Below are 24,791 nucleotides of genomic sequence, written 5' to 3'. Positions count from 1 at the left end.
CTTCGTTACGGTTGTCCGTTACAACACGGAAGGATCCCCCTGAATGCCGCGTTCATGCGTGAGACCGCGCACACCCGCGGCCCCCGGTAGGGCATGAACGCGACCGAGGACAGGTCAGGCCGCGACCATGTCGGCGCGAAGCTCCCCGGTGATCTCCTCCGGCGTCTCCGGAATGCTCTCGGCGGAGATGCGCTCGTGCTCCGGCGCGCCCGCCATGACGGGCTCGTGCTGCAGCTCGGCGAGGGCCAGCTGATCCGCGACTTCCCTCAACACGTGCGACAGCGGGACGCCCAGGGCTTTGCAGATCGAGGACAGCAGCTCCGAAGAGGCCTCTTTCTGTCCACGCTCGACCTCGGAGAGATAGCCGAGTGACACCCGCGCCGCCGCGGACACCTCACGGAGGGTGCGTCCCTGGCGCAGCCGCAGCTGCCGCAGTACGTCACCGAGCAGCTGGCGAAGCAGGACCATCGTCTCGCTCCCTCCCTCAGTTCGGACCATCTGCCGGTTCCACCGTACCCGCCTTGACGGTGGCCATGGCAGACCGTTGATTTCGTGTTCGCTGGGAACGTAACGCTGTAATCAGTCCAGGTCTTCCCGATCTGCCTGAGCCTCCTCGCTCTCACCCTCGACGTCAAGCCCCATCAGGACGCGTCTCAGCAGCTCAAGGGCGTGCACGACGGTCATCCGCCGGATCACCGCGCGCATCTCCGGCCCGGCGCCGGGCACGGGGAGTCTCGGACTGACCACCGTGCGCGAATCGCCGGGACCGGCCACGGCGGCGTACACCGTTCCCACCGGACGGCCGTCCTGCGTGTCGGGGCCGGCGACACCCGTCACCGCGAGCCCGTAGGTCGCGCCGATCGCGCCCCGGACGCCCGCGGCCATCGCCGCGGCCACCTCCGGGTGGACGGCCCCGTGCTCGTCGAGCAGCTTCGCCGGGACGCCCAGCAACCGCTGCTTCGCCTCCGTCGCGTACGTCACCATGCCGCCCGCGAAGGTGGCGGACGAGCCGGGCATCGCGGTCAGCTCCGCGCCGATGAGCCCGCCGGTCAGCGACTCCGCCGCCGCGACGGTCTCCCCGCGGGCGGCGAGCAGCCGGTGGACGACCCGGTCGAGCGACTCGTCCTCGGCCCCGTAGACGGCCGAGCCGAGCAGCGTCCGGACGTGCGCCTCCACCCCGGCGAGGCGGCCGGCGGCGTCCGGGCCCGCCACGGTGATCCGGATCTTCACCTCCGCCGGGTCGGGCAGGTAGGCGAGCTTCACCCCGTCCATCGCCTCGACCTCGGCGAGCCGCGTCGCGATGACCGACTCCCACATCCGGGAGGTGCGCAGCGTGCGGCGCGCGACCGCGGGCAGCCCGGCGATGCGGGCGAGCTCCGGCAGCACCGTCTCGTCCATGATGGTGCGCATCTCGAACGGGACGCCGGGCAGCGCGTAGACGGCCCCGCCGGGCAGCTCGACCCGCAGGCCGGGCGCGGAGCCGGCGGAGTTGGCCAGCACCCGCGCGCCCTTCGGGACGTCGGCCATGCGCAGCGCCATCGGCTGCAGCACGCGGCCGGCCCGGGCGACCCGCTCGCGCAGCCGCCGCTCCAGGTCCGGGTCGCGGACGAGGGGGACGCCCGCCGCCGCGGCGAGCGCGTCCCGGGTGAGGTCGTCGTAGGTGGGGCCGAGCCCGCCCGTGGTGATCACCGCGTCGGCCCGTTCGAGCGCGGTCGTCACGGCCGCGACGATGACGTCCAGCTCGTCGCCGACGACGACGCTGCGGGTCACCTCGACGCCGTGGTCGGCCAGCCGGCGGCCGAGCCACGCCGCGTTCCCGTTGATCGTGTCGCCGAGGAGCAGCTCGTCGCCGACGGTGAGCAGTTCGACTCGCATGGCGTCCCCATCCTCGCTGGCGGCGGCCGGTCCCGGGCGCCGGGACCACCGGCTTCTCGAATCTACCGGCGCGGCCCCGCGACGGCCCCGGCGCACCACCGGTTGACCGGGAAGGGCGGCCGATACAGGCCGGAGCGGCTCGCCGGCGTTCGCACCGGTCCAACCGGCGCATCCCTTTTCCGTCGCCGCGCGGAAGGGCCGGCCGCGCATTGTCGTCCGGAACGTGACCGCGTCCGCCACGGCGTGCGGGCAGGGCCGGCGAGTGTGCGCGCTTCGTCGCCGAGCGTCATCGGCCCCCGGCGGGACCGGCTCGCGAAAGCGCAGGTCACGTTGTGAGTCAAAACTCATTTGATCGATTCGTCCGCCGGGACGGGGACGGGGATAATCCAAGGGCGTGGCGCCCGCGGTACGGGGCCGCGGGACCACGACCGGGGTGGGCGTGGCCTCGCGGCCCTCGCGGGCGCCACGGCCGTTCGCGGCTCCGCCCGCAAGCTGACGAATCGGTGTCAGGTAGCTCCGCTTTTCCTGGTCACCGGCGCGGCGGGCCCGTAACGTCCGGCGCATGATCGCCGTAGTCGCGGAGCTGAACGTCTTCCCCGTCAAGAGCGCGGGCGCCGTCGCGCTCACCGAGGCCGAGCTGACGCCGGACGGGTTGCGTCACGACCGCGAGTTCATGCTCGTCCGCCCGGACGGACGCCACCTCTCGCAACGGGAGGTCCCCGAACTCGCCCTCCTCCGTCCCGCCTACGACGGCGTCAAGCTGACCGTCTCCACCCCGCTGGCCGACACGCCGCTCGTGTGCGCGGCCGTGGACGGACCGCCGCTGGACGTGACCGTCCACAAGCGCCCCTGCCAAGGCGTGGACCAGGGCGACGACGCGGCCCGATGGTTCTCGGCCGTCCTCGGCGCCCCGTGCCGCCTCGTCCGCTTCACCGGGACGCGGCCCACCCGGCTCGGCGGCGGGACACTCGCGTTCGCCGACGGCTATCCGGTCTCGGTGCTGTCCGCCGAGTCGCTGGACGACCTCAACCGGCGGGTCGAGCGCCCGCTGCCGCTGAACCGGTTCCGGCCCAACATCGTCCTGCGCGGCCTGGGCCCGTACGGGGAGGACGCCGTCACCCGGCTGCGCGGCGGCGGGGTCGAGATCGAGCTCGTCCGGTCGACCGGACGCTGCGTCATCGTCAACACCGACCAGGAGACGGCCCGGCGCGCGCCCGAGCCTCTCCGCGCGCTCGGCCGCTACCGCACCGGCCGCGTCGACGGCGGCCGCGAGATCCTCTTCGGCCGCCTCGGCATCCCCCGCGCGACCGGCGCCCTCCGCGTCGGCGACGAGTTGGCCGCGACGTGAGCGGTCAGGACCCCCCGGAGGTGCGGCGCAACCGCCACGCCTGGACGACGTAGTCGACCCCGGTGACGACGGTGACGGCGAGCGCGGCACCCATCGTGACCCAGCGCACCCAGTCCAGCGGGCCGGGCAGGATGTAGAAGCCGATGGCGACGACCTGCAGCATCGTCTTCAGCTTCCCGCCCTTGCTGGCCGGGATCACGCCGTACCGGATCACGGCGAACCGCAGCAGCGTGACGCCGATCTCGCGGACCATGATGGCGGCCGTCACCCACCACCACAGCTCCCCCATCAGCGACAGGCTGACCAGCGCGGCGCCGATGAGCGCCTTGTCGGCGATCGGGTCGGCGATCTTGCCGAAGTCGGTGACCAGGCCCCGGGCCCGGGCGAGGTCCCCGTCGATCTTGTCGGTGATCGAGGCGGCGGCGAACACCGCGAACGCGGCGAGCCGCCAGCCGGTGCCGTCCAGGAACAGCAGCCACACGAAGACCGGGACCAGCACGATCCGGGTCATCGTCAGCGCGTTGGCGATGTTCCAGACGCCGGCCGGCGGCGGGTCCGGGGCGCCCGCGACCGGCTCCGGGGTGCCCGCGATCATGCGACGTCCGCGATCAGGTCCACGCCGTCGGCGCCGACGACGCGGGCCTCGACGATCTCGCCGAGGGGCAGGCCGGCGCCGCGGACGAGGACCGTCCCGTCCACCTCGGGTGCCTGGTGCTCGGCGCGCCCCTCGAAACCGCCGTCCTCGGCCTTGTCCTCCAGCAGGACGCGGACCCGCGAGCCGATGCGGTCCTCGGCGCGCTGCGCGGTCAGCTCCTCGGCGAGGCTCGACAGCTCCTCGACGCGGGCCGCGACCTCCGCGGAGTCGAGCTTGCCGTCCAGGTTCGCGGCCTCCGTGCCGTCCTCGTCGGAGTAGCCGAACACGCCGACCGCGTCGAGCCGCGCGGCGGACAGGAACTCCGCCAGCTCCTCGAAGTCGTCCTCGGTCTCGCCCGGGAAGCCGACGATGAAGTTGGACCGCACCCCCGCCTCGGGCGCCAGCTCGCGGATCTGGCCGAGCAGCCCGAGGAACCGCTCCCGGTCGCCGAACCGCCGCATCGAGCGCAGCACCGGGCCGCTCGCGTGCTGGAACGACAGGTCGAAGTAGGGCGCGACGCCGGGCGTGCCGCAGATCGCCTCGATGAGCCCCGGGCGCGTCTCGGCGGGCTGCAGGTAGCTGACCCGGACGCGCTCGATCCCGTCCACGGCGGCGAGGCCCGGCAGCAGCCGCTCCAGCGCGCGCAGGTCACCGAGGTCCTTGCCGTACGACGTCGAGTTCTCGCTGACGAGGACCAGCTCGCGGACGCCGTGCCCGGCGAGCCAGCGCGCCTCCTCCAGCACCTCCGCCGGCGGGCGGGAGACGTAGGCCCCGCGGAACGCCGGGATCGCGCAGAACGTGCAGCGCCGGTCGCAGCCGGACGCCAGCTTCAACGGCGCCACCGGGCCGCCGCCGAGCCGCCGCCGCAGCACCCGCGGCCCGGACGCGGGCGCCACCCCGGCCGGCAGGTCGGCCGGGCCGTGCCCCGGAACCGCCACGCGGGACGCCGTCCGCTCCACCGGGCTGATCGGCAGCAGGGTCCGGCGGTCGCGCGGGGTGTGCGCGGCGTGCGCGCGGCCCGCCATGACGTCGTCGAGCCGCTCCCCGATGCCGGCGTAGTCGTCGAAGCCGAGCACGGCGTCGGCCTCCGGCAGCGCCTCCGCCAGCTCCTTGCCGTACCGCTCGGCCATGCAGCCGGCCGCCACGACCTTGGCGCCGGAGTCGTGCGCGGCGAGCAGCGTGTCGATGGAGTCCTTCTTGGCGGCCTCGATGAACCCGCAGGTGTTGACGACGACCACGTCCGCGCCGTCCGCGCCGTCGGCCAGATCCCAGCCGGCGTCCTCGATGCGCGCGGCGAGTTCCTCGGAATCGACCTCGTTGCGGGCGCAGCCGAGCGTGATGAGGGAGACCTTGCGGCGAGTCGACATGCCCTAAAGGTAATGGGCTCAGGCGCCAGGACCTACCAGCGGCCCCTCAGGCGGGTTCGGGGTCGTTCCGGTCGAAGCTGAACCGCTGCACGCCCTTGCCCTTGCCGGGCGAGCCGATGTCCTTGCCGTTCACGGTCAGGTCGACGCTGCCGCCGACGCCGACCACCAGCTTGACCTTCTTCTTGGCGGAGAAGTCCTTGTGGTCGCCCTTGCGCAGCGTGCCGATGAACAGCGTCCTGCCGCCGTCGCCGATGACGTTCAGCCAGGTCGTGCGCTTGGCCTCGATCCGCACCTCGACCTTGGTGCGCGGCGCCTCCGCGACCGGCGCGCCGCTCTTGGGCGGCGCGGACGGCGGCCGGGAGGACGCCGCGGGCGTCCCGGCGACCTGCCGCGCGGTGCGCCGCTCTCCGCCGCCGTGGCCGACCACCTGGACCACCCCGTAGACGACGACGAGGGCGAGCGCGAGCACCATCGCGGCGCTCCAGTTCGGCGCCTTGCGCTCGCGGAACGCGACGGGCTGCTCCGGCTCGAACGCCGACACCGCCGAGACGGGCTGCGGCGCGCCGCCGTGCCCGTCGTCGAACTCGGCGACGAGCGGCTCCGCGTCGATGCCGATGACCCGGGAGATGCTGCGGATGTGCCCGCGGGCGTAGAAGTTGCCGCCGCACGCGGAGAAGTCGTCGGCCTCCATACCGCGGATCACGGTCTCCCGGATCCGGGTCTGGAGGCTCACCTGTGTCACCGAGAGACCGGCCCGCTGACGCTCCTCCGCCAAGGTCTCACCGATGCTCACCTCGGGCCTCCTTCGGGGGCGCTCGTGGCCGATCTCCTGGGACACCAGTCTAGGAACGGCAATGCCCGCTGGGCGACAGCCAACACGTTCGAAACAGGGCAAGATTTCGCATCATTCCGCAATGCCCTGGCCGCGTCCGCTCAGCCGCCGCCGCGTAGTTCCGCGAGCACTCCGGGGAGATCGTCCGGCTTGGCCAGCACGTCCCGCGCCTTGGAGCCCTCGCTCGGCCCGACGATGTCGCGGCTCTCCATCAGGTCCATCAGCCGCCCGGCCTTGGCGAACCCGACGCGGAGCTTGCGCTGCAGCATCGAGGTCGACCCGAACTGGGTGGACACGACCAGCTCGATCGCCTGGACGAGCAGGTCCATGTCGTCGCCGATCTCCTCGTCGATCTCCTTCTTCGGCTTGCCCGACTCGGCGACGTCCTCCCGGTAGTTCGCCTCCATCTGCGCCTTGCAGTGGTCGACGACGCCGTGGATCTCCTTCTCCGACACGTAGGCGTTCTGGAGGCGCATCGGCTTGCTCGCGCCCATCGGCAGGAACAGCGCGTCGCCCTGCCCGACGAGCTTCTCCGCGCCCGGCTGGTCGAGGATGACGCGGCTGTCGGACAGCGAGGAGGTCGCGAACGCCAGCCGGGACGGCACGTTGGCCTTGATGAGCCCGGTGACCACGTCCACCGACGGCCGCTGCGTGGCCAGGACGAGGTGGATGCCGGCGGCGCGGGCCAGCTGGGTGATGCGGACGACCGAGTCCTCGACGTCGCGGGGCGCGACCATCATCAGGTCGGCCAGCTCGTCCACGATGACCAGCATGTACGGGTACGGGGTGTAGACGCGCTCGCTGCCCGGCGGCGGCTTGAGCTTGCCCGCCTTCACCGCCTTGTTGAAGTCGTCGATGTGCCGGTACCCGGACGCGGCCAGGTCGTCGTAGCGGCGGTCCATCTCGCCCACGACCCATTCGAGGGCCTCGGCGGCCTTCTTCGGGTTGGTGATGATCGGCGTGATCAGGTGCGGGATGCCCTGGTACATCGTCAGCTCGACCCGCTTGGGGTCGACGAGGATCATCCGGACCTCGTCCGGCGTGGCGCGCATCAGGATCGAGCTGATCAGCCCGTTGATGCACGTCGACTTGCCGGCGCCGGTGGCGCCCGCGATGAGGATGTGCGGCATCTTCGCCAGGTTCGCCACGACCGTGCGTCCCTCGACGTCCTTGCCGAGCCCCACGATCATCGGGTGGTGCTCGTTCGTCGCGGCGGGCGAGCGCAGCACGTCGCCGAGGCTGACGATGTCCTTGTCGGTGTTGGGGATCTCCACGCCGATCGCCGACTTGCCGGGGATCGGGGAGATGATGCGCACGTCGGCGCTCTTCACCGCGTAGGCGATGTTCTTGGTCAGCGCGGTGACCTTCTCGACCTTCACCGCCGGGCCCAGCTCGATCTCGTACCGGGTGATCGTCGGGCCGCGGGTGAACCCGGTGACCTGCGCGTCGATGTCGAACTGCTCCAGCACGCCGGTGAGCGCGTTCACGACCGTGTCGTTGGCCTTCGTCCGCGGCTTGGACACGCTGCCGGGACGCAGCGTCGCCGGGTCGGGCAGCACGTAGATCTCCCCGGACGACGACAGCGGCAGCTGCTCCGAGCGGGGCGGCGGCGGGGTCGGGTCGCGCACCTCGTTCGGCGCCTCATGGGGCGGCTCGTGGAACGCCTCATGAGACGCCTCCGCCATGGACTCGCCGGCGACGTGCTCGTCCATCGGCCCGTCGTCGGCGGGCGGCGCTGGCGGCGGGACGTCCGCGCCGAACGGGTCGGGCTCGAACAGTTCGTCGGCGAGGTCGCGCTTCGGCCGGTCGGCCCTCTTCGGCGCGTCCTCAAGCAGCGGCGTGTCGTAGGGCCGGGAGTGCTCGCCGACCTCCAGCTCGTCGGCGCCGTCCTCGGTCTTCTTCTTGCGGCGGCGCTTCTTCGGCGCGTCCTCGCCGTCCTTCTCCCCGGCGGACGGGCGCTCCGGACGCCCCTGCAGCGTCGCCATCGCCCACAGGTCGGCGACCCGCTCGGGGACCTTCGCGATCGGCGTCGCGGTGACGACCAGCAGGCCGAACCCGGACAGGAGCAGCAGCAGCGGGACGGCCACCCAGCCGCTGAGCGCCGTGTCGAGCGGGGCCGACACCAGCCAGCCGATCACGCCGCCGGACTCGCGCACGCCGGCCATGTCCTCCGCCGGGGACGGGACGCCGGCGGCGATGTGCAGGATGCCGAGCACGCCGACGCCGAGCGCGGTGATGCCGATGACGACGCGGCCGGTGTCCTCGTGCTGCTCGGGGTGGCGCAGCGTCCGCCACGCCAGCAGCGCCAGCAGGACGGGCAGCGCCATCGCCATGATGCCGAGGCCGCCGCGCACGACCTTCTCCAGCGCGATCGTGACGACGCCGTCCGGCCGGAACCAGGTCACCGATGCCAGCACGATGGACGAGCCGAGCAGCGCCAGCCCGAGCCCGTCGCGGCGGTGCTCGGGGTCGAGGTTGCGGGCGCCGTCCCCGTAGGCGCGGAAGACCGAACCGACCGCGACGGCCGCGAGCAGGTACAGCCTGAACAGGAGCTTGAAGAACCCGAGGACGGCCTGGGAGATCGGGTCGGGCTTTTGCGGGGGGCGCCCCCGCCCCGAGCCGCGGCCGCCCTTGGAGGTGCCGCTCGGTCGCTTCCGGGGGGTCGAACCTGTGGGCCTGCGAGCCGCACTGCCCCCCGCACGCGAAGAGGTTCTCGCACCCCCGGACGCACGTGTGGCCATGGTTATGAGAGTAACCAAGGACCCCCGCGGTTCCGGGGACGGTGAGCGGGCGTGTTGGACGACGGACGGCCGCCGACGACGGGCGGCCGCGGGGACCCCGGTGGCCTGACGTCCGGACCCGGACGCCAGGCCACCGATACGCCAGCCCACCGGTGCCAGCCTGCCGGTACGCGGGCCGCGCCGGCCCACGCGCACGCCAGCCGGCCGCGGCGTCAGGCGTCAGACCTCCACGACCACCGGGACGATCATCGGGCGGCGCCGGTAGTTGTCGCTCACCCACTTGCCGACGGTGCGCCGGACGACCTGGTTCATCTGGTGCAGGTCGTTCACGCCGTCGCCGGCCGCGTCCCGCAGCACGGACTCGATGCGCTCGATGATCTCGTCGAAGTCCTCGTTGAGGATGCCGGCGCCGCGGGCGTGCACCTCCGGCCCGGCGACGATCTTGCCGGACGTCGAGTCGATGCCGACGACGATGGAGACGAAGCCCTCCTCGCCGAGGATGCGCCGGTCCTTCAGCGAGGTCTCGGTGACCTCGCCGACCGACAGCCCGTCCACGTAGACGTAGCCGGCGGGGACGGCGCCGACGATGCGGGCGCGCCCGTCCACGAGGTCGACGACGACGCCGTCCTCGGCGATGACGACGGCGTCCTCGGGGACGCCGGTGAGCGCGGCGAGCTTGGCGTGCGCGCGCAGGTGCCGCCACTCCCCGTGGATCGGCAGGAAGTTCGCGGGCTTGGTCACGTTGAGCACGTACAGCAGCTCGCCGGCCGACGCGTGCCCGGACACGTGCACGAGCGCGTTGCCCTTGTGGACGATGCGGGCGCCCCACCGGGTGAGGCCGTTGATGACGCGGTTGACCGCGTTCTCGTTGCCGGGGATCAGGGAGGACGCCAGCAGCACGGTGTCGCCCGCGGTGATGCGGATGGAGTGGTCGCGGTTGGCCATCCGCGACAGCGCCGACATCGGCTCGCCCTGCGACCCGGTGCACACCAGCACCAGCCGGTCGCCGGGGATGTCGTCCAGTTCCTTCTGCTCGACCATGATGCCGTCGGGCACGTCGAGGTAGCCCAGCTCGCGCGCGACGCCCATGTTGCGGACCATCGACCGGCCGACGAAGCAGACCTTGCGGCCGTTGGCGACGGCGGCGTCGAGGACCTGCTGGACGCGGTGGATGTGCGAGGCGAAGCAGGCGACGATGAGCCGCTCCCGCGCGGTGCGGAACACCTCGTCGACGACCGGGCCGATGTTGCGCTCGCTGGTGACGAATCCGGGCACCTCGGCGTTGGTCGAGTCGGCCATCAGCAGGTCGATGCCCTCGGCGCCGAGCCGGGCGAAGCCGGGCAGGTCGGTGAGCCGGCCGTCCAGCGGGAGCTGGTCCATCTTGAAGTCGCCGGTGTGCAGGACGAGCCCGGCGGGCGTGCGGACGGCGACGGCGAGCGCGTCCGGGATGGAGTGGTTGACGGCGAGGAACTCGCAGTCGAACGGGCCGAAGCTGCGGCGCTCGCCCTCGACGACCTGGTCGGTGACCGGTTTGATCCGGTGCTCGGTGAGCTTGGCCTCCAGCAGCGCGAGCGTGAGCTTGGAGCCGACGAGGGGAATGTCGCGGCGTTCGCGCAGCAGGTAGGGGACGGCACCGATGTGGTCTTCGTGGCCGTGCGTGAGGACGACGGCCTCGATGTCGTCGAGGCGGTCCCTGATGTACTCGAAATCGGGCAGTATCAGATCGATGCCGGGCTGCTCGGTCTCGGGAAAGAGCACGCCGCAGTCGACGACGAGCAGGCGTCCGCCGTACTCGAACACCGTCATGTTGCGGCCGATCTCCCCGAGCCCGCCGAGCGCGACGATGCGCAGCCCGCCTTCGGGCGGTGCGGGCGGGTCCGAGAGCTCCGGGTGAGGATGACTCACCGGGCGACCTCCGGGATGACGACCTCCGGCACTTTGACTCCCCCTATCGTGAGGTCTTCTCGCAGGCGCGCCGCGAACTCCGGCGAGGCCTCCACCAGCGGCGCGCGCAGCGGGCCGCCTCCGGGGAGGCCGAGCAGGTTCAGCGCTGCCTTGACGGCGATGGCGCCCTGCGTACGGGTCATGATGGCGGTGACCACGGGCAGCAGCCGCCGGTGGATCTCCAGCGCCCGCCCGTGCTCACCGGCGCGGTATGCGTCGATCATCTCATGGAGTTCGACGCCGACGACATGCCCGACCACGCTGACGAACCCCGCCGCGCCGACCGAGAGCCAGGGCAGGTTGAGGTTGTCGTCGCCGGAGTACCAGACGAGGTCGGTCGCGGCCATCACGCGGGACGCGCCGAACAGGTCGCCCTTGGCGTCCTTGACGGCGATGATCCGCGGGTGCTCGGCGAGCTGGACGAGCGTGTCGTTCTCGATCGGCACCCCGGCGCGCCCCGGGATGTCGTACAGCATGCAGGGCAGCCCCGTCGCGTCGGCCACCGCGGTGAAGTGGCGGACGAGGCCCTCCTGCGGGGGCTTGTTGTAGTAGGGCGTGACCACGAGCAGCCCCTGCGCGCCGGCGGCCTCGGCCTGGCGCGCGAGTTTCAGGGTGTGCTCGGTGTGGTTCGTCCCGGCACCGGCGACGATCACGGCGCGGTCGCCGACCGCGTCGATCACCGCGCGCAGAAGCTTGCTCTTCTCGTCGTCGCTCGTCGTGGGCGACTCGCCCGTGGTCCCGTTGACGACGAGGCCGTCGTGACGCCGCTCGTCGACCAGGTGGGTCGCGAGGCGCGCGGCGCCGTCGTAGTCGACGCCGCCGTCGGGCAGGAACGGAGTGACCATGGCGGTCAGCATCCGTCCAAACGGAGCGTCAGTCGTTGTGCTGGGTGCCATGCAACGAACGGTACCGTTCCGGCCGTTCGTCTTGGACCCGCAGGTCGTACATAAAGGCAGAAGCCGCCGCCACACGCTCGGGGGTACGCGTGGCGGCGGCTCCCTCAGCACATCGTGGCACGCAAAAGCGGCGTTACGGGGTCAGTCCGGCCACTTCCCGGCCTCGGTTGCATAACGTGACCCAGCGGTCATCTCATGCAGCCGGACGCGCAGCTCCTCGACGTCGGGAGTGCGCACGAGATCGTTGCCGCGGACGGCCCACCAGAGGCCGGAACCGCCCCGCCCGATCCGCCAGCCGGCGAACTCGGCTGACAGCTCGCCGATCCGGTCGGCGTCGCGCCGCGCGGTCTGCTGAGTGCCCATCGGCCTCGTCCCCACTTCCTTTGCCATCCGCAGGTCGGCTCTTGACTTCCGCACGGGGCAATACCCGCGAGGGTGAACCGCTACCCAACCGTTTCTACCTGCGGATACAAGAGAAACGAAACGTGGCCGGGCAGGTTTCTCAACCGGCAGGACTTTCTGTCGGGCGGGGCAGCCAGGTGGACCTGTAACGGGACCACTCGTCCTGGCTGGTCGTCCAGTCCGCGTACACGCCGACGCCGTACGGGCGCCCGGGCGGACGCTCCAGCTGGTCAACCCCGCGCCTGACACCGCGCAGCGCGACCGACAGGTCCTCCGCCCACTCCATGAGGGGGCGGTAGCTGGGGACGCCGATGAACACGGTCGTGCGGTCGCCGATGAGCTCCAGCGTCGCCCGCGTGTGCCGGGCGAAATGCCATCCGGCGAGCGAGCGGGTCGGCAGCGACACGTCGTACGTCATGATCGCGACCTGGTCGGCGCGGTCGGCGACGGCGCGCAGGAAGTCCCCGGTCGGCCGCGGCGGGTAGTGCACCGGGCCGGTGCGCGGGACCAGCGCCCTGTAGACGGGCTGGAGATCGTCGAAGAGCGGCGGCTGCTCCAGCGCCACCGACAGCAGCCTGCCCCGAGCCCTGGTCAGCTCGCGGGTGCGGTCCATGAGCGTCATGAACGCGCGGTCGTCGGGATAGACGGGCTCGAAGTCGTAGTGGATGCCGTCGAAGCCGAGGTCCAGGAAGGCCGCGTCCGTCTCGAGGACCCGCTCCCGGACGGCCGGGTCGTCGAGGTCGATGACGCCCTTGCCCTCCACCACCCGGACCTGCCCCAGGTAAGCCTGGGAGCGGACGCCCGGCGCGTACTCGCGCATGGCGGCGATGAGCCGGCGCGCGTTGCGGTACTTCGAGGCGGGGACCGTCCCGTCCGCCTCGAACGGGCCCGCGTGGAAGTACACGTCGGTGATGCGGTTGCGCTTCAGGAGTTCGCCGAAGGCGCGGTACTCGGCGTCGCCGTGCGGCTCCCCCACCCATTGGTGCCGGGCCCACAGCGCGTTGACCTCGGTGCCCCGCGCCTCCGGCTCGGGCTGCCACCAGACCCACGCCCCCGCGAGGACCAGGGCCACGAGGCCGAGCAGGTACGCCGCCGTCCAGCCGGCCCAGCGCAGCAGTCTGCCCAGAACACCCGAAACCCGCCCTTTGCACTTCATCACGCAATGATCTCGGATCAGCGGGGGCGCCCCGGACGCCGAGCGCCAGGAATCCGTCATGAAACGATCATGGTTGGGCGCTGATCGCGCGGCGCGCGCGGCAACCGTTGACATCCGGGGAACCCTGTGATGACGAGGCGGCTCAGCGGTGTCGCCCGTCGCCGACGGGAAGCCGCCCCGGTCCTTACCGTCCGTCTGGATGGAGGTCGAACCGGCATGCGAGTACCACCGGAGCACGTCCCATCGCGGCGCACGCCGCAGCGGCACGACGAGCCGCGCCCCCTGATCAGCACGCGGGCCCTCGTGATCATCATCGTGGCGATCGGCGCCGCGGCGCTGACCGCCGTGGCCCCGCGGGTCGCGGTCCCGATAGGCGTAGGCGTCGGCGTCGTGACGCTGCTGGCCCAGATCGTCAAGGACTGACGCCGGGCTCCGCGGCCGGGGCGCGGCCCACGCGGGCCCGCTGGGTGAGGGCCACGCAGACCAGCACGGCGACGGCGGCCAGCGCGGTGGCGGCGTCGACCGGCTCGCCGAGGAGGATCCCCGACCAGATCAGGGTCAGCACCGGCTGCGCGAGCTGCACCTGGCCGCCGCGCGCGATCCCGGCCCGCGCGAGGCCCTCGTACCAGGCGAAGAACCCGAGGTAGGCGGAGAAGGCTGCGACGTAGCCGAAGCCGAGCACGGCGCGCCCCGTCCAGTCGGGGCCGGTCGTGGCGACCAGCCACCCGGTCACCGGGACGGTCACGGGCGCGGCCAGCACGAGCGCCCAGGAGATCACCCGCCAGCCGGGCATGCCCCGGGCCATCCGGCCGCCCTCGGCGTAGCCGGCCGCCGCGGCGACGAGGGCGGCGAACAGCAGCAGGTCGGCGGCCGTGACGCGGCCGGCGCCGCGGATCACCGCGAAGCCGGTGACGCAGGCCGCGCCGGCCGCGCTCGCGAGCCAGAACGCGCGGGAGGGCCGCTCCCCCGCGCGCAGCACGCCGAACACCGCGGTGGCGGCGGGCAGCAGCCCGATCACGACGGCCGAGTGGGCGGACGAGGCGCCGCGGTCGAGGGCGAGCGTGGTCAGCACCGGGAAACCGAAGATCACTCCGGCGACGACGACCGCGAGCCCGGCCCACTGGTCGCGGCGCGGCGGGCGGGCCCGCACCGATAGCAGTGCGAGGGCGGCGAGGACGGCCGCGGCGGCGGACCGGCCGACGCCGATCACGTACGGGTCGAGCCCCTCCAGCGCGAGAACCGTGGCAGGGAAGGTGAACGAGTAGATCAGAACGCCGGCTGCGGCGAGCCAGAGGCCCGCACCGAGGGCGGTCTCCGCTATCGGCGCGGAGACAGTAGCGCTATCCTTAACCTTCATGAAGAACGATAGCAGTGTGGCGGTGCTCGCCGACGCGCTGCGCGCCGACGTCCGCCGCATGAGCCCCGGCGAGCGGCTGCCGTCGAGCCGGACGCTGGTCGAGCGGCACCGGGTCAGCCCCGTGACGGTGTCGCGGGCGCTCGGGCTGCTGTCGGCCGAGGGGCTCGTCGTGACGCGTCCGGGCAGCGGGACGTTCGCCGCCGGGCGGCGCGCGGCCGCCGCGGAGCCGGCGGATCTCGGCTGGCAGGCGGTGACGCTCGGCGACCGGTCCGTCGACCCGTCCGGGGTGTCGTGGCTGCTCACCCCGGCGCCCGACGGCGTGGTGCCGCTCAGCGGCGGCTACCTGCACCCGGCGCTGCAGCCGGGCAGGACGCTGGCGACCGCCGCGGCGCGGGCCGCCCGCCGCCCGGACGCCTGGGAGATGCCGCCGCTCGGCGGGCTGCCCGAGCTGCGCGGCTGGTTCGCCCGCGCGGTCGGCGGCGCCGTCTCCCCCGCCGACGTGGTGATCACCAGCGGCGGGCAGCAGTCGCTGACCACCGTGCTGCGGGCGCTGCTGCCGCCCGGCGCGCCCCTGCTGGTCGAGTCGCCGACCTACCTCGGCATCCTCGCGATCGCGCGGGCGAGCGGGCTGCACCCGGTGCCGGTGCCGGTGGACGCGAACGGGGTCCGCCCCGACCTGCTCGCCGAGGCGTTCGCGATGAGCGGGGCGCGGGTGTTCTACGGCCAGCCCGTCTTCCACAACCCGACCGGCGCCGTGCTGAGCGCCGGGCGGCGCGCGCGGGTGCTGGACGTGGCGCGCACGGCGGGCGCGTTCGTCGTGGAGGACGACTTCGCGCGGCACCTCGGCATCGACCCGCCCCCGCCGCCGCTGATCGCGCAGGACGACGAGGGCCGGGTCGTGCACATCGCGTCCCTCACCAAGGCGACCGCGCCGAGCCTGCGGGTCGCCGCGGTGATCGCGCGGGGCCCGGTCGCCGAGCGGATCCGCGCCACGCAGCTCGTGGAGGAGTTCTTCCCGGCCAGGCCGCTGCAGGAGACCCTGCTGGAACTGGTCGGCTCGCCGGGCTGGGCGCGGCACCTGCGGACCGTCCGGACGGCGCTGCTCGCGCGCCGGGACGCGCTGCTCGCCGCGTTCGCCCGCGACCTGCCGGAGCTCTCGGTGAACCGCCCGGCGGGCGGCTTCCACCTGTGGGCGCGGCTGCCGGAGGGCGTCGACGACGTGGCGCTGGCCGAGGCCGCCCTGCGCGCCGGTGTCCTGGTCAGCGCGGGGCGGCCCTTCTTCCCCGCCGAGGCCCCCGGCCCGTACCTGCGGATCAGCTACGGGACGGCGGCCTCGGAGTCCGACCTCGCCGAGGGCGTCCGCCGGCTCGCGACCGTTCTGCGGTCGTGAGCCGGAGCCGATCAGCCCGTACAGAGGCAGAACTCGTTGCCCTCGGGGTCGAGCCACACCTGGAACGGCCGCTCCGGGTTCCCCATCGGCCCGCCCGCCGGGGTGGCGCCGAGCCGCGCCGCGCGCTCGCCGGCGGCCCGGATGTCGGGCACCTCCAGGTCGAGGTGCAGCCGGTTCTTGATCGTCTTGCCCTCGGGGACGAGCTGGAACGCCAGCACCGGGCCGTCCCCGGCGAGCGGCTCCAGGTCCAGCCAGTCGTCGTCGCGGGACGTCGCCTTCATGCCGAGCAGCCCGGCCCAGAAGTCGGCCATGGCGTCCAGATCGGTGCAGTCGAGGACGAGCGTGGTCACCTTCGGGGTCACGTCGGTCATCGGGTTCCTCCAGCGGTTCGCGGGACGTGCGTTGTTCACGGGACGTGCGTCTCTACGGGACGTGCGTTGTTCACGGGACGTGCGCGGTTCACGGGACGTGCGCGGAGCGGGCGGCGGCCCGCCTGCAGAGGGGAGCCGGCCCCGCGACGCGGGCGGGGCGGCGCCGGTCGCCGAGGCGATCGGGCACGCCGCCGAGCAGCCACCGGCGGATCCGGGCGGCGCGCTCGGCCTCGCGGGCACGGGCGGCGAGCCTCGCCTCGACGAGGTCGGCGTGCAGCCGCGCGAACTCGCGCTCCGCCCATGCGCGCCGAGCGGCGAGACCCGCCAGGTACGGCAGCGGATTCATCTCGTTCTCCCGTTCTTTGACACCACCTAAACCGTAACGATGGTGTTGCCACGATGCAACCGGTCAAACCTCAATGACGGTGTGCCGCTTGGTAGAGTGCAGGTGGACACGCAGGAGGGGTTATGGCAGACGCTCACGCCGATGACGGCCCCGCGCTCCTGCTCACGGACTTCGTCAACACGCTCGACGTGGAGTCCGGGACGGACGGGATCGCCACGCCCGGCGGCCTCGCCGGATGGCTGGCCGAACGCGGGCTCGTCCCCGCGGCCGCGGAAGCGGGCGACGCCGACCTGAGCGTGGCCGTGACGCTCCGGGAGGGGCTCCGCGAAGCCATGTCCGCGCACCACGGGCCGCGGGAGGCCGACTTCCCGGACGATTTCGAGGACGCCCTGGCCGCTCTCCCGCTGCGGATCGCGCTCACCGGCCCGCGTCCGGCGCTCGTCCCGCTCGACCCGCCCGGGACCGCCGCCGCCGGCCTCGCCCGCATCGCCGCCGCGATCGTGGACTCCATCGCCGAGGGGACGTGGCCCCGCCTCAAGGTCTGCCAGGAGGACAGCTGCCGCTGGGCGTTCCTCGACACGTCCAAGAACCGGTCCCGCGCCTGGTGCTCGATGAGCGTCTGCGGGAACCGCACCAAGACCCGCGCCTACCGCGCCCGCCGCAGATCCCCCGCGGACCGGCCGGTTCGAGATCGCTAGGGTGGGCCGCGGGTTTCCGGAGCGAGGACGGGGGACGGCATGGCCGATGCAGGAGTGCGGCCCGCACGGCGGGCGGACGCGGCCGCCGTCGCCGACATCCAGGTGCGGGCGTGGCGGCACGGGTACCGCGACCTGCTGCCCGCGGGCGTCCTCGACGAGGTGACCGGGGCCGACGCGGTGGAGGCGTGGCGGGAGCGGTGGGCGGAGGCCGCGACGGCGCCGCCGACCCCCCGGCACCGGCTGCTGGTCGCGGTCGCCTCCGACCTGGTCGTGGGGTTCGCCGCGCACGGCCCCGCCGAGGACGAGGACCTCGACGCCGCCGCCACCGCGGAGCTGATCACGCTGCTGGTCGATCCGCTGCACGTCCGCGCCGGGCACGGCAGCCGGCTGCTCGCCGCGACCGCCGACCTGCTCCGCGAGGACGGCTTCACCACCCTGATCAGCTGGGTCTTCGAGGACGACGAGGTCACCCGGACGTTCCTCGGCTCGGCCGGCTGGGGGCCCGACGGCACGGCCCGGACGCTCGACATGGGGGAGCCCGTCCGGCAGATCCGCCTCCACACCGACATCAGCGCCTGATTAGGCGCCCTAACCAGGGGTCGGTGAACCGCACAGGTCATCCGGCAATATCTTTGAAGCCGTGCCCGAGTCCACCTCCATGACACCGCCGCGCTCCCCCACCGCGGCGGCGCCCGCCGTCCGGCACCGCTGGCTCGGCATGGCCGTCATCAGCCTCGGCGTCTCGCTGATCATCGTGGACGCCACGATCGTCGGCGTGCTGCTCCCCCGGATCATCGCCGAACTCGGCCTCACGACCACGGACGCCGAGTGGGTGACCTCGGTGTACGCGCTGGTGTTCGCGGCGCTGCTCATCCCGTTCGGGCGGGCCGGCGACCTGTTCGGGCGCCGCCGGCTGTTCGTGCTCGGCACCGCGGTGTTCGCGGCGGCGAGCGTCGCCGCCGCGCTGGCCGGGGACGGCTCGGCGCTGATCGGCGCGCGGGCCCTGCAGGGCGTCGGCGCCTCGATGATCATGCCGGCCACGCTGTCCACGCTGAACGCGGTCTTCACCGGGCGGGACCGGGCCGTCGCCTTCGGCATCTGGGGCTCGATGATCAGCGGTATGGCGGCGCTCGGCCCGCTGGCCGGCGGCGCCATCGCCACCGGCGGCGGCTGGCGCTGGGCCTTCGGGATCAACCTGCCGCTCGGCGTCGCGCTCGTCGTCGCGGCCCTGTGGCTGATGCCCGAGACCAGGCGGCCGGGCGCCGGGAGCGCGCGGCGGGAGATCGACTGGGCGGGCGGGGTGCTGTCCGCGCTCGGGCTCGGCGCGCTCGTGTGCGGGATCATCGAGGGGCAGACGTACGGCTGGTGGACCCCGACGCGCCCGTTCGCGGTGGCCGGGTTCGACTGGCCGGAGACGGCGCTGTCGCCCGTCCCGGTCGTCCTCGCGCTCGGGGCGCTGCTCATCGCGGCGCTGGTCGTGGTGGAGCGGTCGCGGGCCGCCGCCGGGCGCCCGGTGATGCTCGACCTGGAGCTGTTCCGCATCCCGAACTTCCGCCGCGGCAACCTGGCCTCGTCCCTCATCAACGTCGGCGAGCTGGGGCTGCTGTTCGTCCTCCCGCTGTTCCTGCTGGGCGTGCACGGCACCGCCCCGCTGGAGATCAGCCTGGCGATCCTGCCGCTCGCCGTCGGGGCGTTCCTGTCCGGCGGGTACGCGGGCAGACTCGCGAACCGGCGGGGCGCGCACCGGGTCGTGCAGATCGGCATGGTGCTGGAGGTCGCCGCCGTCGTCGCGCTCGGCCTCACGGTGTCGGCGACGACCGGCGGGCTCGGCCTCGCGCCGTGGATGCTGCTGTACGGGGTGGGCCTCGGCCTGACGTCCGCGCAGCTGACGAACGTGTCGCTGGCGGACGTCCCGCCCGCGCAGTCCGGGCAGGCGTCCGGGACCCAGTCGACGGCCCGGCAGGTCGGCGCGGCGCTCGGCATCGCCGCGATCGGGACGGTGTTCGCGACGAGCCTCGGGCACGCCATGGCCGACCGGCTGTCCAGCGACTCCGCGCTGCCGCCCGAGCGGCGCGCCGCCATGGCGCACGACCTGCGGGAGAGCGCCGGCACGTACGGCCGCGACCTGCACGCCGCGCCCGGGCTGGAGGTCGAGGCGCGCGCCGCCGACGCGAGCCTCGCCGTCGCGACCAGGCACGCGGCACTCACCACCGCGGCGATCCTCGCGCTCGGGCTCGCCGTGTCGCTGCGGCTGCGCCCGACCGGTGATCTCCATCGGGAAGAATCGAAGAGGTAGTCCCCCTGTCGTCCCACGAGAACAATCGGTAACTGTGGCCACGCTGTCCCAATGGGTCGCCGGATCCCGGCCCCGCACCCTGCCCGCGTCCCTCGTCCCCGTCGTCGTCGGTACCGGCGTCGCGGTCGGCGAGGGCGGAGCCGTCTGGTGGCGCGCGGCCCTCGCCGCGTTCGTCGCCCTCGTCCTGCAGATCGGGGTGAACTACTCCAACGACTACAGCGACGGCGTCCGCGGCACCGACGAGGAACGCGTCGGACCGCTCCGCCTCGTCGGCTCGAAGGTCGCGCCGCCGAAGCAGGTGCTCGCCGCCGCGCTGGCCTGCTTCCTCGCCGCCGCCGTGGCCGGGCTCGTGCTCGCCGCCGTGACGACCTGGTGGCTGCTCCTGGTCGGCGCCTTCGCCATCCTCGCGGCCTGGTTCTACACGGGCGGCAAGACGCCGTACGGGTACCGGGCGCTGGGCGAGGTGTCGGTCTTCGTCTTCTTCGGCCTCGTCGCCGTCGTAGGAACGGTGTACGTCCAGGTCGAGAGGCTGCCGTGGGAGGCGTGGGGGGCCGCGGTGCCGATCGGGCTGCTGGCCTGCGCGCTGCTCGTCGCGAACAACCTGCGCGACATCCCGACCGACCGGGAATCGGGAAAGCGGACCCTCGCCGTGGTCCTCGGCGGCCCCTGGACGAGGATCCTGTACGCGGCCTGCGCGGCCTTGCCGTTCATGTTCGTCCTGGCGCTGGCGGCGCCGCACCCGTGGGTGCTGCTCGCGCTGCTCGCCGCGCCGCTGTCGCTGCCGCCGACGCAGAAGGTGCTGCACGGGGCGTCCGGCGCCGACCTGATCCCGGTGCTGGGCGAGACCGGCCGCCTCCAGATCGCCTACGGCGTCCTGCTGGCGATCGGCCTCGCACTCTGACGACCGGGCTACCCCCAGCTGATCTCGGGGAGCCCTGCGTCGACGAGGGCCTTGTTGACGGCGCTGAACGGGCGCGTCCCGAAGAACTTCTTGGCGCTGAGCGGGCTCGGGTGGGCCGACTCGATCACGGTGTGCTGCGGGCCGGTGATCAGGCGGGCCTTCTTGCGGGCGTAGGCGCCCCAGAGCACGAAGACGACGCGCTCGCTCTTGTCGTTCAGCGCGCGGATGGCGGCGTCGGTGAAGTCCTCCCAGCCCTTGCCGGCGTGCGAGCCCGCCTCGCCGCCGCGGACGGTCAGCACCGCGTTCAGCAGCAGGACGCCCTGGTCGGCCCAGCGGGTGAGGTCGCCGGAGGCCGCCGCCGGAACGTCGAGGTCGGTCGCCAGCTCCTTGTAGATGTTGCGCAGCGACGGCGGCAGCCGCACGCCGTCGCGGACGCTGAAGCTGAGCCCGTGCGCCTGGCCGGCGCCGTGGTAGGGGTCCTGGCCGAGGATCAGGACGCGGGCGCTCTCGTACGGGCAGTGCCGGAACGCGCTGAACAGGTCCTCCCGCGGCGGGTAGACGGTCTGCTCCTCGTACTCCCCCGCGACGAACGCGCCCAGCGCGGCTGTGGCGATCGGGTCGAGCAGCGGGTCGAGCCGCTCCCGCCAGTCGCCGGGCAGCAGTTCCATCAGGTCGAGGGACATCGTCGGGCCTCCGAAGACGTGATCATCAGTTGCCGGAAACACTAGTGCGCGCCTCTGACACGCCACGCCGAATCACGGGCGTGCGAGGAGCCCGACCCTAGGATGACGTCATATGCCCGAATCCCCCCGTCGGCGGCGGCTCCGTGCGTCCGCGCTGCTCGCCGTGCTCGTCCTGCCCGGTCTCGGCGCGGGCTGCGGCGGCTCGCCCGGGCCGGTGACGCTGACCGTCCTCGCCACGTCGTCGCTGACCGAGGTGTTCGGCGAGATGGGGACCGCCTACCACCAGCAGCATCCGAACACGAGGCTGCGCTTCGTGTTCGGCGGGTCCCCCGAGATCGTCGGCCGGCTGTCGGACCTTGACCCCGGCGACGTCCTCGTGACGGCCGACCTGGCGAGCATGCAGGAGGCCGCCGGCCACCTGGCCGGGCGCCCCAGGTTCGTCACCCATGACATGCTCACCATCGCGGTCCGGCCCGGCAACCCGCGGCGCATCCGGGGCCCGCAGGACCTGCGGCGGCCGGGCCTGCGCGTGGTCGTCGGCGCGGGGTCGGTCCCGATCGGCCGCTACACCCGCCAGGTCCTCGCCAAGGCGGGGCTGACGATCCGGTGGAGCTCGGAGGAGATCAGCGCCCGCGCCGTCCTGGACCGGATCCGCTCCGGGGAGGCCGACGCGGGGATCGTCTACATCACCGACCTGCGCTCGGCGGGCGTGGCGGCGAGCAGCGTGCCCATCCCGGCGGACCTGAACGTCACCGCGGCCTTCACCGCCGCCCCGCTTCGGGACTCGGCCCACGCGGAGGCCGCCGGCGCGTTCGTGTCATGGCTGCTGACTCCCGACGCGCAGAAGCTCTTCCACAAGTACGGTTTCGTCAACCCGCCCTCCCCCCGCTGAGCAGCGCGGAGCCGCTAGCCGACGCGGGGCAGGCCCATCGGGTTGGGGAAGGGGATCTCGTCAGCAGCCGCCCGCGCCGCCGGAACGAGCAGTTCGTGGAGTGCCTCGGGGTCGTCCAGGACGCCGTAGGGCACCGCGGCGAGTTCGTCGGTGCGCCGCTCGATCCGGGCCTTGAGCGCCCGTCCCTCCTCGGTGGCCTCTCCCCGTGCCACGAGGCCGCGCTCGGCCAGCGCATCGGCCGCCGCGTCCCACTCCTCGGGCGGCCATCCCCGGCTCGTATGCATCTGCTCCGCCCGGACGGCACCGACGGCGGACGCCAGCACGTTCGCCTCCAGCCCGCTCAGCCCCTCCCCCGTGAGAAGGGCGACGTGCCCATCGCCGCGGTGCTCGCGCAACGCCGTGGTCGCCTGCCAGAGCGCCTCCACGGGGTCCTCTGGGACGTCCAGGTCACGGTTGCTGGCGAACAACGCGCGGCCTGCCGCGTCCGCCGCCATGACGACCTCGTGCAAGCGCGGCGCGGCCGTCACCGCCACGTCCTCGATCCCGGGAAAGACCCGGCGCAGCGCGCGCGCCGCCGCCTCGCCCCGGACCCGAAGGATGCTCTCCGGCGACGCGAATCTCCACGCGTCCGGGACGGCCCGCCGTATCCGCGCCGGATGGAACCCGAAGAACGTCGCCTCGATCGTCCCCGCGGACACGGCGCCGAGCGGTGCGCCCCGGCTGCCGAAATACCCCATCCAGAAGCCCTTGAGCCCGACGACCTTGTTGGCGGTGAGGCACTCCTCCGAGAAGTACGTCACCGCGTGCAGCGGCTCGATGACCTTCCATATGTCCCGCGCGAACTCGGCATCCATCCGCCGAACGCTAGGCCCGCCTCCCGCCCCCGCACAAGCTCGTGGTCGGCGGGAGAGGCGGGGCGGAGGTCATTCGAGGGGTGCCGGGAGTGCCGCCGGTTCGGGCATCGCCTTGAGGCCCTCCAGGACGGCGTCGGGCGGCGCCGCGTAGATCGTCGGGTAGACCCGGTCGTCGGGGAAGGCGAGGCAGTCCTCCGACGGGGAGAAACGCACGTCGATGCCCGGCTTGTTGCCCCTCGGGTCGAGAAGGACCCAGCGGTCGTCCACCAGGGCGGTGCTGAGGCCGTGCAGGACGCCGGACGATTCCTGGTAGCAGAGGCCGGCCTGGATGCCCCCTGCGCGGAGCAGAGCGACGTAGGCGTGGGATTTGGCGTAGCAGAGGCCGGTCCGCTGGTCGAGGACGTCGGAGGCGCGCCAGGGGACGCGGAGATCGCCGGCGTCCATCGAGTGCGGGATCCGGTCGCGGACGTAGTCGAACGCGGAACGGGCGTAGGTGATGTCGTCGCCCGTGCGCAGTTCCGCGGCGATCGACTGCACGAGCGGGTGCTCGATGTCGATCGCCTCCGACGCGGCGAGGTAGTCCCAGGGGTCGGCGGCGAAGTCCATCACAGGCCGAGGAGCGTCTCGATGCCGAGCGTGAGCCGGTCCATCTCAGGGACCCTGCGGACGGCGAGGAGGACGCCCGGCATGAACGACTCGCGGTTCATCGAGTCGTGCCGGATGGTGAACAGCTCGCCGTGGCCGCCGAGGACGACCTCCTGGTGGGCGACGGCGCCGGACATGCGGACCGCGTGCACCCGGACGCCGTCCACGTCCGCGCCGCGGGCGCCGTCGATCTCCGAGGTGGTGGCGTCGGGGGACGGCGACACCCCGGCCTCGGCGCGCGCGGCGGCGACCAGTTCCGCGGTGCGGTAGGCGGTGCCGGACGGGGCGTCGGCCTTGTTCGGGTGGTGCGTCTCGACGATCTCGACGGACTCGAAGAACGGGGCGGCCTTCTGCGCGAAGTGCATCATCAGCACCGCGCCGATCCCGAAGTTCGGAGCGATGAGGACGTTCCCGGACGACTCGTCGGTCAGCCAGGAGCGGACCGTGTCGAGCCGGGGCGGGTCGAAGCCGCTGGTGCCGACGACGACGTGCAGTCCGCGCTCGACGCACCATTTGAGGTTGTCCATGACGACGCCGGGGTGGGTGAAGTCGACGACGACCTCGGCGGCGGTGAGCGCGTCGAGCGCCTCCCCCTGGTCGACGGCCGCGACGAGTTCCATGTCGTCGGCTCCCCGCACGGCACGGCACACCTCGGCCCCCATGCGGCCCTGCGCGCCCAGCACCCCGACCTTGATCACGTGTTCCTCCCGGTTGGCGTCCCGGCCGAGCCTATCGCCACGAGCGCCCGCCCGGTCCGCGCGCCTCGTCGGCGACGAACAGGTTGAGGAGCCAGCTCACGACGCCGACGATGATCGCGCCCCAGAAGGCGGGCCAGAACCACTCGACGTGGAAGGGCAGGTCGAGTTCGCCCGCGACCCAGCTCGTCAGCATGAGCAGGCCCGCGTTCACGAACAGGGCGAACAGCCCGAGGGTCAGGATGTAGAACGCGCAGCCCAGAACCTGGATCACGGGCTTGAGGACGGCGTTGACGACGCCGAAGACGGCCGCCACGACGAGCAGGGTCAGCACCCGCTCGGTCGTGCTCCCGGCGGTGAGCTCGACACCGTCGACCACCGCCTCCGCGACCCACAGGGCGATCGCGGAGATGACGAGCCTGACGAGGATCTTCACGCGCCCGATCTACCCGATCGGGGCGGCCGCCT

26 protein-coding genes are annotated in these 24,791 nt (G+C 73.1%); 8 read left to right on the top strand and 18 right to left on the bottom strand.

Features of this window, described 5'->3' with window-relative positions:
* Window positions 1-114 precede the first annotated feature (114 nt).
* Both SM418_RS27425 and SM418_RS27420 read right to left on the bottom strand, forming a co-directional pair.
* Entirely contained in the window at window positions 115-468 is a 354-nt protein-coding gene (locus tag SM418_RS27425) for a helix-turn-helix domain-containing protein (protein WP_089313015.1), read from the bottom strand.
* Window positions 469-579: 111 nt separating this feature from the next.
* Window positions 580-1,875: a CinA family nicotinamide mononucleotide deamidase-related protein gene (locus SM418_RS27420; protein WP_371944608.1), complete on the bottom strand. Its 1,296-nt coding sequence runs from the start codon at window positions 1,873-1,875 to the stop codon at window positions 580-582.
* Between the two features lie 562 nt (window positions 1,876-2,437).
* Here SM418_RS27420 and SM418_RS27415 point away from each other — a divergent pair.
* The gene (locus SM418_RS27415) at window positions 2,438-3,223 is read left to right on the top strand and encodes an MOSC domain-containing protein (protein WP_371944610.1); all 786 of its coding nucleotides are present in this window, start codon (window positions 2,438-2,440) and stop codon (window positions 3,221-3,223) included.
* Between the two features lie 4 nt (window positions 3,224-3,227).
* On the opposite strand, the gene SM418_RS27410 is transcribed toward SM418_RS27415, so the two are convergent.
* The 8 genes from SM418_RS27410 to SM418_RS27375 form a co-directional block, all read right to left on the bottom strand.
* Window positions 3,228-3,818 (bottom strand): CDP-alcohol phosphatidyltransferase family protein, encoded by a 591-nt coding sequence (locus SM418_RS27410; RefSeq protein ID WP_371944612.1) that lies wholly within the window; start codon window positions 3,816-3,818, stop codon window positions 3,228-3,230.
* Window positions 3,815-5,224 carry a 30S ribosomal protein S12 methylthiotransferase RimO gene (rimO, locus tag SM418_RS27405; RefSeq protein ID WP_371944614.1) on the bottom strand — a complete coding sequence of 470 codons (1,410 nt, stop codon included), beginning with the start codon at window positions 5,222-5,224 and terminating at the stop codon, window positions 3,815-3,817. Before rimO ends, SM418_RS27410 begins: the two co-directional genes overlap by 4 nt.
* Window positions 5,225-5,270: 46 nt before the next feature.
* The gene (locus SM418_RS27400) at window positions 5,271-6,017 is read right to left on the bottom strand and encodes a helix-turn-helix domain-containing protein (protein WP_371944616.1); all 747 of its coding nucleotides are present in this window, start codon (window positions 6,015-6,017) and stop codon (window positions 5,271-5,273) included.
* Between the two features lie 140 nt (window positions 6,018-6,157).
* A complete protein-coding gene (locus tag SM418_RS27395; RefSeq protein WP_371944618.1) occupies window positions 6,158-8,797 on the bottom strand; it encodes a DNA translocase FtsK in 2,640 nt (879 codons plus the stop codon).
* 219 nt (window positions 8,798-9,016) lie between these two features.
* Entirely contained in the window at window positions 9,017-10,702 is a 1,686-nt protein-coding gene (locus SM418_RS27390; protein ID WP_371944619.1) for a ribonuclease J, read from the bottom strand.
* Entirely contained in the window at window positions 10,699-11,637 is a 939-nt protein-coding gene (gene dapA / locus SM418_RS27385; protein WP_371944621.1) for a 4-hydroxy-tetrahydrodipicolinate synthase, read from the bottom strand. The genes SM418_RS27390 and dapA overlap by 4 nt, the downstream gene beginning before the upstream one ends.
* A 141-nt stretch (window positions 11,638-11,778) precedes the next feature.
* Window positions 11,779-12,000 (bottom strand): hypothetical protein, encoded by a 222-nt coding sequence (locus SM418_RS27380; protein WP_371944623.1) that lies wholly within the window; start codon window positions 11,998-12,000, stop codon window positions 11,779-11,781.
* A 139-nt stretch (window positions 12,001-12,139) separates the two neighbouring features.
* Window positions 12,140-13,195, bottom strand: coding sequence for a glycoside hydrolase family 18 protein (locus SM418_RS27375; protein ID WP_371944625.1), 1,056 nt, complete (start codon window positions 13,193-13,195; stop codon window positions 12,140-12,142).
* Window positions 13,196-13,411: 216 nt separating this feature from the next.
* On the opposite strand from SM418_RS27375, the gene SM418_RS27370 reads away from it, so the two are divergent.
* A complete protein-coding gene (locus tag SM418_RS27370) occupies window positions 13,412-13,618 on the top strand; it encodes a hypothetical protein (RefSeq protein ID WP_371944627.1) in 207 nt (68 codons plus the stop codon).
* Here SM418_RS27370 and SM418_RS27365 read toward each other — a convergent pair.
* Window positions 13,608-14,552: a DMT family transporter gene (locus SM418_RS27365; protein WP_371944628.1), complete on the bottom strand. Its 945-nt coding sequence runs from the start codon at window positions 14,550-14,552 to the stop codon at window positions 13,608-13,610. The genes SM418_RS27370 and SM418_RS27365 overlap by 11 nt on opposite strands.
* On the opposite strand from SM418_RS27365, the gene SM418_RS27360 reads away from it, so the two are divergent.
* Window positions 14,551-15,942, top strand: a complete 1,392-nt coding sequence (locus SM418_RS27360) for an aminotransferase-like domain-containing protein (RefSeq protein WP_371944629.1) — start codon at window positions 14,551-14,553, stop codon at window positions 15,940-15,942. The genes SM418_RS27365 and SM418_RS27360 overlap by 2 nt on opposite strands.
* An 11-nt stretch (window positions 15,943-15,953) precedes the next feature.
* Here SM418_RS27360 and SM418_RS27355 read toward each other — a convergent pair whose 3' ends face one another.
* Window positions 15,954-16,313 (bottom strand): VOC family protein, encoded by a 360-nt coding sequence (locus tag SM418_RS27355; RefSeq protein ID WP_371944630.1) that lies wholly within the window; start codon window positions 16,311-16,313, stop codon window positions 15,954-15,956.
* Window positions 16,314-16,401: 88 nt separating this feature from the next.
* On the bottom strand, window positions 16,402-16,659 hold the full coding sequence (locus SM418_RS27350; protein WP_371944631.1) for a hypothetical protein: 258 nt from the start codon (window positions 16,657-16,659) through the stop codon (window positions 16,402-16,404).
* Between the two features lie 122 nt (window positions 16,660-16,781).
* Here SM418_RS27350 and SM418_RS27345 point away from each other — a divergent pair, with 122 nt between their 5' ends.
* The 4 genes from SM418_RS27345 to SM418_RS27330 all read left to right on the top strand — a co-directional run bounded on the left by SM418_RS27345 (window position 16,782) and on the right by SM418_RS27330 (window position 20,554).
* Window positions 16,782-17,357 (top strand): CGNR zinc finger domain-containing protein, encoded by a 576-nt coding sequence (locus SM418_RS27345; protein ID WP_371944633.1) that lies wholly within the window; start codon window positions 16,782-16,784, stop codon window positions 17,355-17,357.
* A gap of 39 nt (window positions 17,358-17,396) precedes the next feature.
* Window positions 17,397-17,936 carry a GNAT family N-acetyltransferase gene (locus SM418_RS27340; protein WP_371944635.1) on the top strand — a complete coding sequence of 180 codons (540 nt, stop codon included), beginning with the start codon at window positions 17,397-17,399 and terminating at the stop codon, window positions 17,934-17,936.
* Window positions 17,937-17,997: 61 nt separating this feature from the next.
* The gene (locus SM418_RS27335) at window positions 17,998-19,653 is read left to right on the top strand and encodes an MFS transporter (protein ID WP_371944636.1); all 1,656 of its coding nucleotides are present in this window, start codon (window positions 17,998-18,000) and stop codon (window positions 19,651-19,653) included.
* Window positions 19,654-19,687: 34 nt separating this feature from the next.
* Window positions 19,688-20,554, top strand: coding sequence for a 1,4-dihydroxy-2-naphthoate polyprenyltransferase (locus SM418_RS27330; RefSeq protein ID WP_371944638.1), 867 nt, complete (start codon window positions 19,688-19,690; stop codon window positions 20,552-20,554).
* 8 nt (window positions 20,555-20,562) lie between these two features.
* Here the strand turns inward: SM418_RS27330 and SM418_RS27325 are convergent, their stop codons facing one another.
* Entirely contained in the window at window positions 20,563-21,237 is a 675-nt protein-coding gene (locus SM418_RS27325; RefSeq protein WP_371944640.1) for a uracil-DNA glycosylase, read from the bottom strand.
* 112 nt (window positions 21,238-21,349) lie between these two features.
* On the opposite strand from SM418_RS27325, the gene modA reads away from it, so the two are divergent.
* Window positions 21,350-22,129: a molybdate ABC transporter substrate-binding protein gene (gene modA / locus SM418_RS27320; RefSeq protein WP_371944641.1), complete on the top strand. Its 780-nt coding sequence runs from the start codon at window positions 21,350-21,352 to the stop codon at window positions 22,127-22,129.
* 14 nt (window positions 22,130-22,143) lie between these two features.
* Here the strand turns inward: modA and SM418_RS27315 are convergent, their stop codons facing one another.
* The 4 genes from SM418_RS27315 to SM418_RS27300 form a co-directional block, all read right to left on the bottom strand.
* Window positions 22,144-22,983, bottom strand: a complete 840-nt coding sequence (locus SM418_RS27315; protein WP_371944643.1) for an SCO6745 family protein — start codon at window positions 22,981-22,983, stop codon at window positions 22,144-22,146.
* A 69-nt stretch (window positions 22,984-23,052) separates the two neighbouring features.
* Window positions 23,053-23,589, bottom strand: a complete 537-nt coding sequence (locus SM418_RS27310; protein WP_371944645.1) for a transglutaminase-like domain-containing protein — start codon at window positions 23,587-23,589, stop codon at window positions 23,053-23,055.
* Window positions 23,589-24,326 (bottom strand): 4-hydroxy-tetrahydrodipicolinate reductase, encoded by a 738-nt coding sequence (gene dapB / locus SM418_RS27305; RefSeq protein WP_371944647.1) that lies wholly within the window; start codon window positions 24,324-24,326, stop codon window positions 23,589-23,591. Before dapB ends, SM418_RS27310 begins: the two co-directional genes overlap by 1 nt.
* A 31-nt stretch (window positions 24,327-24,357) precedes the next feature.
* A complete protein-coding gene (locus SM418_RS27300) occupies window positions 24,358-24,759 on the bottom strand; it encodes a phage holin family protein (RefSeq protein ID WP_371944649.1) in 402 nt (133 codons plus the stop codon).
* Between the last annotated feature and the right edge of the window lie 32 nt (window positions 24,760-24,791).

Source organism: Actinomadura chokoriensis (assembly GCF_041463665.1).
GTDB classification, from domain to species: domain Bacteria; phylum Actinomycetota; class Actinomycetes; order Streptosporangiales; family Streptosporangiaceae; genus Spirillospora; species Spirillospora chokoriensis_A.
Note: the sequence above shows the minus strand (reverse complement) of the source record. Positions and strands in the feature narration are given on the sequence as shown.